The organism is Niallia sp. FSL W8-0951 (assembly GCF_038006525.1).
Classification (GTDB): domain Bacteria; phylum Bacillota; class Bacilli; order Bacillales; family Cytobacillaceae; genus Niallia; species Niallia circulans.
Genome location: NZ_JBBOVK010000002.1, coordinates 231,060 through 242,721, shown reverse-complemented (window position 1 = coordinate 242,721; position 11,662 = coordinate 231,060). Strand labels below are relative to the sequence as shown.

Sequence of the window (11,662 nt, the reverse complement as noted above, 5' to 3'; positions counted from 1 at the left end):
TAATTGGTGTTAAAATAAAAGTAAATGAATAATGAGGTGATGTGAATGTCAATTTCCAAAGCACGTATTACAGCGATTGGTTCATACGTTCCCGAACGTATTTTAACAAATAATGATTTAGAAAAAATGGTGGAAACAAATGATGAGTGGATTGTAAAGCGAACAGGTATTAAGGAAAGAAGAATTGCGGATGAGCAGGAATTTACAAGCAATCTTAGCTATAAAGCAGTCCTTGATTTAATGGAACGATACGATAAAACAGTTGATGATGTTGATTTAATCATTGTTTGTACGATGACTCCTGAATATAAAACACCGAGTGTGGCTTCCAGCCTGCAGGCTAAGCTAGGAATAAAGAATACAGGAGCAATGGATTTAAATGCAGCCTGTGCAGGATTTACTTATGGATTATATGTAGCCAATGGATTGGTTACATCTGGACTAAATAAAAAAGTTTTGGTTGTAGGGGCGGAAACATTATCCAAAATTACAGACTTTACGGATCGAACAACATGTATTCTTTTTGGAGATGGAGCAGGAGCTGTACTGGTAGAGTATGATGAAACAGAACCAAGCTTTCTTTCTTCTCATATCGGATCAGAAGGAGAAGGGGGGCAGCATTTATATTGCACCAGTCTAGCTACTCAAATGAATGGTGTTGACTTACAGGGAAATGGCTGTATTGTTCAAAATGGGAGAGAAGTCTATAAATGGGCTGTTAAAACAGTTACTAATGGGATGAAAATTGTTGCTGAAAGAGGAAATAGGACTTTAAATGAGATAGATTGGTTTGTCCCCCATAGTGCGAATTTAAGAATGCTAGAATCCATTTGCGAGAAAAGTAATTTTCCAATCGAACAAACTTTATATAGTTTAGTTAACTACGGAAATACCTCTTCTGGTACGATCCCATTGTCATTGGATATCGGAGTGAAAGAAGGGAAATTAAAGCAAGGGGATCATGTATTATTATATGGATTCGGCGGTGGTCTAGCACATGCTGGATTATTAATTAAATGGACGATTTGATAAGAAGAAACGGTGGCTTATTAGTAGAATCAAACGTTTGTTTAATCAAAAAGCTTATTTCCTTTAAAAACAGAAGCAAGAAGTTACTCCTTTATGATAAGATGAGTGTAACAAAATCTTAGAATATGCCTTATCCCCCTGGCTTATCTACTTAGAAGGAGTATGTATCAGAATGAACTGTCCAATTTAATAATCTCCGTTATTAATGAATAACTTAATTATTTTTTAATTAGCGGGGGATAAAGCATGAAATTAAATAAGAACTTTACATTATTATTGAATGGGCAGTCTTTTGCCAATATAGGGGATGTCCTCTATATGGTGAGTATTATTAATTTGATCTATACCGTAAAGGAATCAGCAACAGCGGCATCATTTGTGCCGTTTACGATTACAACTAGTATGTTTATATCAAGTATTTTAACACCACTTTTCGTGAGAAAAATTCGATTGAATCGGTTATTAACTGGATCCCAAATGGGAAAGACCGGATTGCTCTTACTACTAGGGTTTATCTTACCAGGAATAACAGAAGCGAATTACTTTATCATCTTTATGATTATAGGTCTTATCGCATTTCTTGATGGCTGTGCCAATCCAATTACAAGAACTTTAATTCCATATTATGTTAGACCGGAAAAATTAATGAAAGCAAATGGGATGGTAGAAACAGTGACACAGCTGATTCAGGCCGGAATGTGGTTTGTAGGAAGCTTGTTTCTTCTTTTTTTAAGTCCACAGAATCTTATTTGGTTTGTTTGCTGTTTATTTTTTGTCTCAAGTTGTTTATTATGCCTTTTAGAAAACGTAGATGGGAAAACAATAGAGTCAGCGGGGAAACTAGAACAAATAAAAGCGGGCTGGAAAACACTGTTTCATACGCCTGTGTTAAGAAAAATGGCTTTCGTGGAATCTTTAGAAAGTCTCGCTGGAACGGTATGGATTGCAGCTGTTTTATACGTGTTTATTCAGGATGCTTTAAAGGTTGACCAACAGTGGTGGGGCTTTATGAATGGAACATTCTTTTTAGGATTAATTTTGGGAAGTCTCTATTGCATGAACTATTCTTCTTTTGTGGAAAGAAAATTAGGAGCGTTTTTAGCAGCAGGCTCTTTTATAAGCTTTCTACTAACGATTTTATTTAGTTTAAACAGCATTCCTATCCTTGCATTAGGTATATCATTCGGTGTTGGTATTGTTACACAAATAAAAAGTATACCGCAGCAAACTGTTATTCAAACCAGCGTCCCCAAAGAACAGCTATCAACCGTGTACACTTCTCTTGGAGCAATTGGTACAGGGATTTTCGGGATAGGCTCCTTATTGATGGGGTTACTGGCAGACTTATTAGGGGTAAGGATAGTCTTCGTTTTCTCAGGTGTTCTCCTTGCATTGGTCAGTATGATTATATATAAAAATAAATCTTTATTTCGTATTCAAAGCCATTTAGAAAAAGAGTAAATGTCATTTATCGAAAACTCGACCTTAACCAATAGGTCGAGTTTTTTGAATGAGATATTCTAAAAATATTGAATGTATAATTCGAATGATTTAGAATAAAAGAAAATAGATGGAGGTGTTTTGCTAATGAAAGTATTTAGTACAACAGGTCGGAAACAAGAAACATATCAAGTTGAAATGAATTATTCTTTATTATGGGAATGTGCATTGGGGATCGCTGCGATTACCAATGAACGTTTACTAGATTCATTAGATCAGCCGATGAGTTATTGGAAAAATGTCCGAACAAACCTTTCTCAGAATTTACAAGCGCAACTAGACTACGTAGAAGCGAATAATACATGGAAAGCATTACTGCAATTACTTCATCAACAGGATTTTGCGAGTCTGGACGTATTTACTGAATATATAAATAAACTAACGGAGAGAGAATTAATCTATCAATGTATTCCGTTTATAAGTGAAAGCCATCAACCTATCAGAGAGCAAGCAGCCGCTAGAAGCAGAGAAGCGATAGAACAGTTAAAAGAAGCTACAAAAGATAACCCTTTTTTCCCAACCTATATTTCTTTTATCTGCCAAGTTGATTCTCAGCAATTAAAGCAGCATCTCATCACCGTGATGAGTGGATGGTATGAAGCAGTTATAGAACCAGATAGAGAAAAACTTACATCCATTTTACAAACAGATGTCTCCATAAAGGAAAAAATGAGACAGAAAATGAATCCAGAAGAATTTGTAGAATGGGCTACAGGAGGAATACGATATACACCCGAGCCGAGTGTTCATAAAGTATTACTCATTCCTCAATACATCTATCGTCCGTGGAATATTACAGCAGATATAGAAGGGACAAAAGTCTATTACTACCCGGTTTCCAATGAAAGTATTTCGCCGAGCGATAAATATATGCCGAGTAACTTTCTAGTTTTAAAGCACAAGGCATTGGGCGATGAAGTTCGACTAAGAATGGTAAAACTATTATTTGAACAAAGTCGAACGCTCCAAGACATAACAGAAAAATTAGAAATGGGAAAATCCACGATTCACCATCATTTAAAAATATTGAGATCAGCACAGCTAGTAGGAATAGAAGATGGAAAATATGTATTAAAAAGGAGTGCAATTACCTCTTTAGCAAAAGAATTAGAGCAATACATTCAACAATAAACGATTTGAAGGAGATTAAAGAATTAAAGAGTGAAAGGAGGGATATCTTATCTAGAGTAGGGAGAGGAGTTAGCTAAAGGAGGTGGTATATCAGCCAAACTGGAGGGTATATCAGCCAAAGGGAGGAGGGAATCAGCCAAACTAGGAAAATATCAGCCAAAGGGAGGGGGAAATCAGCCAAACTGGGAAAATATCAGCCAAAGCGGGAAGAGAATCAGCCAAACTGGGAAAATATCAGCCAAAGGGAGGAGGAAATCAGCCAAACTAGAGAAATATCAGTCAAAGCGAGGGGGAAATCAGCCAAACTAGGAAAATATCAGCCAAAGGGAGGGGGGAATCAGCCAAACTGGGAAAATATCAGCCAAAGCGGGGAGGAAATTAGCCAAACTAGGAAAATATCAGCCAAAGGGAGGGGGGAATCAGCCAAACTAGAGAAATATCAGCCAAAGCGGGGAGGAAATCAGCCAAACTGGGAAAATATCAGCCAAAGCGGGGAGGAAATTAGCCAAACTAGAGAAATATCAGCCAAAGGGAGGAGGAAATCAGCCAAACTGGGAAAATATCAGCCAAAGGGAGGAGGGAATCAGCCAAACTGGGAAAATATCAGCCAAAGGGAGGGGGAAATCAGCCAAACTAGAGAAATATCAGCCAAAGCGGGAAGAGAATCAGCCAAACTAGAGAAATATCAGCCAAAGGGAGGAGAGAATCAGCCAAACTGGGAAAATATCAGCCAAAGCGAGGGGAAATCAGCCAAACTGGGAAAATATCAGCCAAAGGGAGGGGGAAATCAGCCAAACTGGGAAAATATCAGCCAAAGCGGGGAGAGAATCAGTCAAACTGGGAAAATATCAGCCAAAGCATCCAAGATGAGAAGCCAAATCACCAATCAACTCACCAAACCAAAGAAAGTGGTGTTCATTTGAATATTTTTCGCAATAAATCATTCACGTTTATGTGGATTGGAAATGGGATATCGGAGTTAGCGGGAGCCTTTGGGACCTTTTGCAACTCGTTATTAATCTATGAAATTACTGGTTCATCTTGGGCATTAGGCAGTATGTGGCTATTATATTTTCTGCCTTCTCTCATCCTTCAGCTTTTTATTGGGCCATACCTTGATCGTTGGAGTAGAAAATGGATGATGATTTTTGCTCTCTGGAGTAGAGGCATGATATTTCTTTTTCCTCTCATTGGGTTTGTAACAGACACATTAGTACCGTGGCATGTTTATATTGTTCAAGTCATCATTGGATTAATAACTCCGATTTATTCTCTTGCTAATCAAGCCATACTGCCTAATCTTGTTTCGAAAGAGCAATTAAGTAGTGCTAATGCCTATGTAGAAGGGATGGCCAGATTAATGACGTTCGCAGCGCCAGTTGTGGCAGGGATTGTCATTGAATATATCGGAATTGGCAGTACTTTATTGTTTATTTGTACGGCGCTGATGCTTAGTGGATGTCTTTTGCTGGGGATTATGGAAGTAAGAGAAGCGAAAGTGGAAAGAAAAACATGGGCAGTGGAATTTATGGAGGGGGTTCGCTACTTTTTTCAACAAAAAACGATTGTGTGGTTAGGGATTTTTTTAGCATTTGTTCAATTTGGGGTAGGGGTCACAATGGTGATTAATATTCCCTATATTAAAACAGTGCTAAATGGAAATAATGCCATGTACGGTTATTTTATGGCGGGTTTTCCTTTAGGATATATGTTTGGAACCTTACTTGTTGGCAAAATCAAAATCCAATCACGGAGACGCTTGATGCTAGGGGCACTATTAATAGGAGGAGTGACATACATTAATTTAGGAATAACAAGTTCGCTCATTTCAGCCATCGTAACGGAAATCGTTGCTGGCATCACCATGGCATTTTTCAGCATACATAATATTACGATTTGTCAGCAAACCGTTCCCAATCATTTAATGGGCAAAATTATTTCGGTCCGATCCTTTATCATTCGAGCGCTGATGCCGCTAGGCGTAATAGCAGGCGGAGCATTAAGTGAATTATGGGGGATCCGGCCTTTATACGTTTTAATTGGAGCAATAATTACTACTGTATCTTTAGTGGGACTATTGATTCCTTACTTTGCCTTTTTGGATAAAGAAAGCACCGATAAAAACAAGCTGGCTGCTTAATCTATTAAGAAAGACTAGGAAATGGATTCATTCCTTTTTCCTAGTCTTTTCTATTAATATTTCTTTAACAAAATTGCTGAGTTATGACCGCCAAAGCCAAAGGAATTAGAGAGACCAATGGATATTCCGGCTTTTCTTGCTCCTTCTGGAACATAGTCTAAATCACAGTCTGGGTCTGGAGTTTCCAAATTAGTAGTTGGCGGGATAATCCCTTCTCTCAAGCTCTGTACTAAAGCAATTGCTTCCGCTCCACCAGCAGCACCAAGCATATGACCAAGCATGGACTTATTAGCTGTCACAGGGATTTTATAGGCGTCTTCTTCAAATAATTTCTTAATTGCTAATGTTTCCGAGAGATCGCCGACAGGTGTACTAGTTGCATGTGCGCTAATCACATCTACATCAGAAGGAGAAATATTTGCTTTAGTTAATGCCCGCTTCATAGCAAGATATGCTCCTCTTCCATCTGGATGGGTAGCCACCATATGATAGGCATCTGAGCTTGCGCCATATCCAATGATTTCAGCTAAAATGGGAGCATTACGCTTTATAGCATGTTCCAAGTCTTCCACTACTAAAATAGCTGCCCCTTCACTCATCACGAATCCATCTCGATTTTTATCAAAAGGTCTACTTGCTGAAGCCGGTTCGTTATTTTTTGTCGATAATGCTCTGGCATTCCCGAAGCTTGCTAAGGAAAGATTCGTAATAGCAGCTTCCGATCCGCCTGCAAACATCACATCTGCATCACCATTTCGAATGGTATGAAAGGCTTCCCCAATCGATGTATTTCCAATGGAACAAGCTGTTACCGGAGAGAGGGAAGGACCTTGAGCTCCGAATCTAATACTAATTTGCGCTGCAGCTGCATTGGAAATCATCATCGGTACTAAGTTAGGACTGACTCGATTAGGACCTCTTTGATTTAATGTATTTACATTATCGATAAGGGTGGTCAAACCGCCGATTCCTGATCCTACATAAACACCCATTCGCTCTTTATCTATTAAATCTAAGTCTAATTGTGAATTTGTTAAGGCTTCTTCTGCTGCAGCTAAAGCAAACTGGCTAAATCGGTCCAGTTTTTTTGCTTCCTTTGCTCCCCATCTTTCATCTGGATGAAAGTCAGTTACTACTCCAGCTATTCTTGTTTTGGAATTAGATACATCTAAATGGTCGATAGAACGGATTCCTGATTCCCCTTTTAAGAGGTTCTGCCAATATTCATCCACGTTATTTCCTAACGGTGAAATAATTCCCATTCCAGTGACAACAACTCTTTTCACGATTTTTCCCCCATTCCTTTTTTCTTTATTGTATCCTTTTCTTATCCTATTACAAGTTGTAGTTTATACTAGTATAAATAGTACTAGCTTAAAAAGGAGAATGGATATGAATAGAGATATAAGGCTAGAAGCCCTCTCGGAATTTTTGAAAACAAAGCGCTCTAAGATACAGCCGCAAATGGTTGGGCTCCCAGCTGGAACGAGAAGAAGAACAGCAGGACTCCGCCGTGAGGAAGTGGCACAATTAGCGGGAGTAAGCACTACCTGGTATACCTGGCTAGAGCAAGGTAGAGATATTAAAGTGTCTATCTCTGTTCTCGATGCAGTAGCAGATGCGCTGCAATTAAATTCTGATGAACGAAAATATGTATACGGTTTAGCGTTTGAGGAGGGAAATTCTTTTTTTCCTAAAGAGGCAGAAGAAGAGATGATGACTCCAGCTTTAGAAAGAATTTTAAAGGAACTTCGCTACTGTCCAACTATTATAACGGATCGCCGTTCTTTTATCGTTGGGTGGAATGAAGCCGCCAAGCAAGTATTCCTAGACTTTGAAAAAATCCCATCGGAAAAGAGAAATCTCATTGAATTGCTTTTTTCCAGAAAAGAACTAAGAGCATTAGCTGTCAATTGGGAGGACTTTGTAAAAGGATTCATTTCCATCTTTAGAACATATTTAGGACAATATATGGCAGATGAGTGGTATCAAGAATTTATCGAAGACATGAAAAAGAACTATCCAGACTTTAATAGAATGTGGAATGAAAGTGAAGTAAGTTCTGCTCCTGAGGTGTTAATTGAATTTCGCCACTCGAAGGCGGGGAAAATGATTTATAATTTAACCTCCTTACAAGTCCATGGCGCGAATGATTTAAGATGCAGCATTTATACGCCTGTTGATGGAACAGGGACAGAGGAGAAGATTCAGCATTTGATGAAATGAAAGAGGGGACACAGTCGTTTATTGTGTCCCCTTCTCTATTTATTAAGAATTAGAAATAAGCTTTCTAACTCCATCCACTACAGGTGTTTCCGAACGGCCCAGCAATTTTTCAAAATCATTGCTTTCAATATCTAATGTACCTTCGCGAATATCCTTTTGAATTGCTGCAAGCATAGGAACAACAAAATCAGGTATGCCAGCTTGTGTCATTATTTCTGCATATTTACTGTCATCTACATGTTGGACAGGCACTTCTTTTCCAATCACCTGGCTAACAGCGGCAGCGATTTCTTCTTGTGATAAAGGTTTGCCAGAAAGTTCATAAATCGTATTTTCGTGTCCTTCACCGGCTAGCACTTCTGCTGCAGCTTCTGCATAGTCCTGCTGTAAAGCCCAGCCGACCTTTCCGCTGCCAGCAGAGGTAACCCACGGTGCTCCAGCTTGAACTCCTTGAATAGTAGAAAGCTCATTTTCTAGGTACCAGTTATTACGTAAGAAGGAATAAGGGATACCTGTTTTTTGAATAGCGATTTCTGTTGCTTTATGAACTTCAGCAAGGAAATTGGTGCTTTCCTGTGCATTCGCAATACTTGTATATGCGATAAAGGAAACACCAGCATTTTTAGCAGCATCGACAGCAGTATTGTGTTGGCGAATTCTAGTTTCCGTATCTCCATCTGCTGAAATAATTAATAGGCGATCGATTCCTTTAAAGGCTGCTGCCAAAGTTTCTGGCTTATCGAAATCTCCATGGCGAACATCTACGCCTTTTGCGCGTAAATCCTCTGCTTTTTCTGGATTGCGTACACTGACAGCAAGCTGATCAGCAGGTACTTTTGCTAATAAAACATTTACGATTTTAGAGCCAAGTTTACCAGTGGCACCTGTTACTAATAGTTTCATTTGAAATTCCCTCCAATTAATGTTTTTCTTTCATTATACCCCAGCGACTTTAACAAGATGTGTTGTTGGATATCCAATATAGGTATATAGTATATTTATAGTTAAAAAAATGAAAGTAGTTATTTTTTTATGACATAGTCACATAAATAGTACCATGGGAAGGAGAGAGAAAATGGCACGTTTTTTTGTTCAAAATGAATCTGTCTCAATCGATGAGGAGGGTTTTTGTCCTGTAACTTATACACAAAATTTAACGGCGGGAAGATGGAAAATTATTATCTTATGGCATTTAAGTCAGGGGACAAAACGGTTTAATGAATTGCAAAGACTATTGCCTGGCATATCAAAAGGGATTTTAACAAGGCAGTTAAGAGAATTAGAAGCAGATCAAATGGTACACAGAGAAGTTTATAAAGAAGTGCCTCCCAAAGTGGAATATTCCTTAACAGAAAAGGGAGTTAGCTTTATTCCTATTCTTGATTTAATGGGAGAGTGGGGGAAAAAGCATTTTAAGGAATAAAAATGGGGACAAATAATTGTCCCCATTAGCTTTACAATACTTTATTCAAGAAATCTTTTGTACGCTCATTTTGTGGGTTTCCAAAAATCTCTTGTGGTGTACCCTCTTCCACGATATAGCCATTATCCATGAAGATTACGCGGTCTGCTACTTCTCTAGCGAAGCCCATCTCATGTGTAACAATTACCATCGTCATTCCTTCTTGAGCTAATTGCTTAATAACGTTTAATACTTCTCCGACCATTTCAGGATCAAGTGCACTTGTTGGCTCATCGAACAGCATAATATCAGGGTTCATCGCAAGGGCGCGGGCAATGGCAACCCTTTGCTTTTGACCGCCAGATAATTTAGAAGGATTTTCATTAGCTTTATCCTTTAAGCCGACACGGTCTAATAGTTGTAAGGCTTTTTCTTTCGCTTGCTGTGGTGTTGCTTTTTTCAAATCAACTGGAGCAAGGGTGATATTTTCCAGAACCGTTAGATGCGGGAAAAGATTGAAATGCTGAAACACCATTCCGATATTTTCTCTGATTTTGTTAATATCATTTTTCTTATCTGTTAATTTAAAGTCATTTACAACAACTTCGCCACTTGTAACTTCTTCTAACATATTTAAGCAGCGAAGAAGGGTACTTTTTCCGGAGCCAGAAGGACCAATTAAACAAACAACTTCGCCCTCTGTTACCTGTAAATCAATTGATTTTAAAACTTCAAGATTACCATATGATTTTTTCAGATTCGTCACTTTAAGCTTGGCCATTTTTAATCCTTCTTTCTAATCGATTTGATACTTTTGTTAGAATCATAATAACGATAAAGTACATAATACCGACGATCAGCCACATTTGGAATGATTCTAAGTTTCTTGCAATAATAATTTTTCCGCTTTGTGTCAATTCGTTAATACCGATAATGGAAAGAATAGACGTATCTTTTAGTGTAATAACAAATTGGTTAATAAATGCTGGAATCATTAATTGGATAGCCTGTGGAAGCACTACCTTTCTCATTGCTTTTCCATAAGGAAGTCCTAGACTGCGAGCAGCCTCCATCTGTCCTTTATCAACCGATTGAATGCCTCCGCGAACAATTTCAGCCATGTAAGCACCAGCATTTAAACTTAATGTAATAAGACCGGCAGCAACAGCTGTAATTCGGAAGTCAAGAGCTGCTGGAATTCCGAAGTAAATAAAGAATGCTTGAACGATTAATGGTGTTCCTCGGAAAATATCGATGTATATACCAGCAATTGTTCGTAAAATTTTACTTTTGGCAATACGTAATAGTCCAAAGATAATTCCTAGTACAGTTGCAATTAATAGAGAAACGACTGTTAAGATAAGTGTCATTTTTAAACCAGATAATAAGCTAGGGAAGCTCTCTTTTAATAAACCAAAAAAGCCACTCTTAGCTTCTTCATCTGATCCAGTTTCTAAGTATTTATCTAATATTTCTTGATATTCTCCAGATGCCTTTAAATTGGCTAATCCAGTGTTAAACATTTCAAGAAGCTCTGTATTTTGTCCTTTAGAAACAGCGAATCCATAAGAGGCTCCTGCTTCTTTATCTGTCACAATTTTAAGGCCATTTCCTTGCTTGATTCCATATGCTAATACTGGATAATCATCAAATACAGCTACGGAATTTCCAGTTCTTACTTCTTCGTACATATTAGCAGAATCATCAAATGTTACGATGGAAAAACCATATTTGTCTTTGATGCTTTCTGCAAAGCTTGCCCCCTCTGTTCCTGTTTTAACAGCAACCTTTTGACCTTTTAAGTCTTTATAGGAGGAGACTTTATCATTATCGCTGTCGACGGCCATAATGATACCAGAATCAAAATAGGGTTCCGAGAAATCGAATTTCATTTGTCGTTCATCTGTAATGCTCATCCCGGCAATAACAGCATCCACTTGTTTTGATTCAAGTGCTTGAACAGCTGCGTTAAATCCAAGTGGCTTCATTTCATATTTGAAACCTTGATCTTTCGCAATAGCAGCCATTAAATCCATATCGATTCCGACGAAGTCCCCATTTACATCCTGAAATTCAAATGGCGCAAATGTAATATCTGTTGCAATCTGATATATTTTCTCCTTTGCTTCTGCTTTTGATATAGGAGAAATAATATTCAGCATAGTTAAGATAACTACGAAGAATAAAACTAATTTAGACATCCTTTTCTTTTCTTTCATTCGTACAACTCCTTT

At 38.1% G+C, this 11,662-nt stretch carries 10 protein-coding genes; 6 read left to right on the top strand and 4 right to left on the bottom strand.

Features of this window, described 5'->3' with window-relative positions; translation table 11 throughout:
• The first annotated feature begins 45 nt into the window (after positions 1–45).
• The 4 genes from NSS71_RS21155 to NSS71_RS21140 all read left to right on the top strand — a co-directional run bounded on the left by NSS71_RS21155 (position 46) and on the right by NSS71_RS21140 (position 5,800).
• The gene (locus NSS71_RS21155) at positions 46–1,029 is read left to right on the top strand and encodes a ketoacyl-ACP synthase III (RefSeq protein ID WP_144545408.1); all 984 of its coding nucleotides are present in this window, start codon (positions 46–48) and stop codon (positions 1,027–1,029) included.
• A 246-nt stretch (positions 1,030–1,275) separates the two neighbouring features.
• Positions 1,276–2,490, top strand: a complete 1,215-nt coding sequence (locus NSS71_RS21150) for an MFS transporter (protein ID WP_341152018.1) — start codon at positions 1,276–1,278, stop codon at positions 2,488–2,490.
• Between the two features lie 126 nt (positions 2,491–2,616).
• Positions 2,617–3,660: an ArsR/SmtB family transcription factor gene (locus tag NSS71_RS21145; RefSeq protein ID WP_144545406.1), complete on the top strand. Its 1,044-nt coding sequence runs from the start codon at positions 2,617–2,619 to the stop codon at positions 3,658–3,660.
• Positions 3,661–4,579: 919 nt separating this feature from the next.
• Positions 4,580–5,800, top strand: coding sequence for an MFS transporter (locus tag NSS71_RS21140; RefSeq protein WP_082810095.1), 1,221 nt, complete (start codon positions 4,580–4,582; stop codon positions 5,798–5,800).
• A 53-nt stretch (positions 5,801–5,853) separates the two neighbouring features.
• Here NSS71_RS21140 and fabF read toward each other — a convergent pair whose 3' ends face one another.
• Positions 5,854–7,086 carry a beta-ketoacyl-ACP synthase II gene (fabF, locus tag NSS71_RS21135; protein WP_047941658.1) on the bottom strand — a complete coding sequence of 411 codons (1,233 nt, stop codon included), beginning with the start codon at positions 7,084–7,086 and terminating at the stop codon, positions 5,854–5,856.
• Positions 7,087–7,192: 106 nt separating this feature from the next.
• On the opposite strand from fabF, the gene NSS71_RS21130 reads away from it, so the two are divergent.
• Positions 7,193–8,026 carry a helix-turn-helix transcriptional regulator gene (locus NSS71_RS21130; RefSeq protein ID WP_047941657.1) on the top strand — a complete coding sequence of 278 codons (834 nt, stop codon included), beginning with the start codon at positions 7,193–7,195 and terminating at the stop codon, positions 8,024–8,026.
• A gap of 42 nt (positions 8,027–8,068) precedes the next feature.
• On the opposite strand, the gene NSS71_RS21125 is transcribed toward NSS71_RS21130, so the two are convergent.
• The gene (locus NSS71_RS21125) at positions 8,069–8,929 is read right to left on the bottom strand and encodes an SDR family oxidoreductase (RefSeq protein WP_047941656.1); all 861 of its coding nucleotides are present in this window, start codon (positions 8,927–8,929) and stop codon (positions 8,069–8,071) included.
• Between the two features lie 172 nt (positions 8,930–9,101).
• Between NSS71_RS21125 and NSS71_RS21120 the strand changes: the two genes are divergently transcribed.
• A complete protein-coding gene (locus NSS71_RS21120; protein WP_047941655.1) occupies positions 9,102–9,449 on the top strand; it encodes a winged helix-turn-helix transcriptional regulator in 348 nt (115 codons plus the stop codon).
• A 31-nt stretch (positions 9,450–9,480) separates the two neighbouring features.
• Here NSS71_RS21120 and NSS71_RS21115 read toward each other — a convergent pair whose 3' ends face one another.
• Both NSS71_RS21115 and NSS71_RS21110 read right to left on the bottom strand, forming a co-directional pair.
• Entirely contained in the window at positions 9,481–10,209 is a 729-nt protein-coding gene (locus NSS71_RS21115; protein WP_047941654.1) for an amino acid ABC transporter ATP-binding protein, read from the bottom strand.
• Positions 10,196–11,590: an amino acid ABC transporter substrate-binding protein/permease gene (locus NSS71_RS21110; protein WP_328283076.1), complete on the bottom strand. Its 1,395-nt coding sequence runs from the start codon at positions 11,588–11,590 to the stop codon at positions 10,196–10,198. The genes NSS71_RS21115 and NSS71_RS21110 overlap by 14 nt, the downstream gene beginning before the upstream one ends.
• Positions 11,591–11,662 lie beyond the last annotated feature (72 nt).